Origin of the sequence: Photorhabdus tasmaniensis (genome assembly GCF_011189505.1) — a bacterium.
Lineage (GTDB): Bacteria > Pseudomonadota > Gammaproteobacteria > Enterobacterales > Enterobacteriaceae > Photorhabdus > Photorhabdus tasmaniensis.
The window spans coordinates 1-612 of sequence record NZ_PUJU01000189.1 but is presented as its reverse complement, the minus strand read 5'-3'; the positions used below and the strand labels follow the sequence as shown (position 1 = coordinate 612).

At 50.3% G+C, this 612-nt stretch carries 1 protein-coding gene; it reads left to right on the top strand.

Annotated elements, in window-relative coordinates; all coding sequences use genetic code 11:
• Window positions 1-612 (top strand): filamentous hemagglutinin N-terminal domain-containing protein (locus tag C5471_RS25535; protein WP_166296636.1); only part of this gene is annotated, 612 nt, incomplete at both ends.

Below are 612 nucleotides of genomic sequence, written 5' to 3'. Positions count from 1 at the left end.
CGGAACTGATTATCAATGAAGTCACCGGCAACGGGCGCTCTGAACTGCAAGGTCAGTTGGAAATTGTCGGCAATAAAGCCAACGTGATGATTGCCAACCCTAACGGCATCACCTGTGATGGCTGTGGTTTTATCAATACTGCCAGCGCCACCCTGACCACCGGGAAACCCCAGTTTGACAAACAGGGCGCGCTGGAAGCCCTGGAAGTTAAACAAGGCCAGATCACCATTGGCGGCAAAGGGCTGGATGGCAAAGCGACGGATTATGTCGATATCATCAGCCGGGCCACGGAGTTAAATGGAAAGATTCAGGCTAACACCCTGTCACTGACGCAGGGAGCCAACCGCATCAGCTTAAAAGACGGCACGGTTACCCCTCTCGCCGGAGAAGGCGCTAAACCGCAATTAGCCATTGATACCAAAGCGCTGGGCGGGATGTATGCCAATAAAATCCGGCTGGTGGCTACTGAAGATGGCGTTGGGGTGAATTTGAAAGAGTTAACCAGCGACCGGCGTGATATCACCTTAAACGCTAATGGCAAAATTGAATTAGGCAATATCAACGCTAAAACCGACTTAAATATTATCGGCAAAGAAACTAATATTGCTCCCA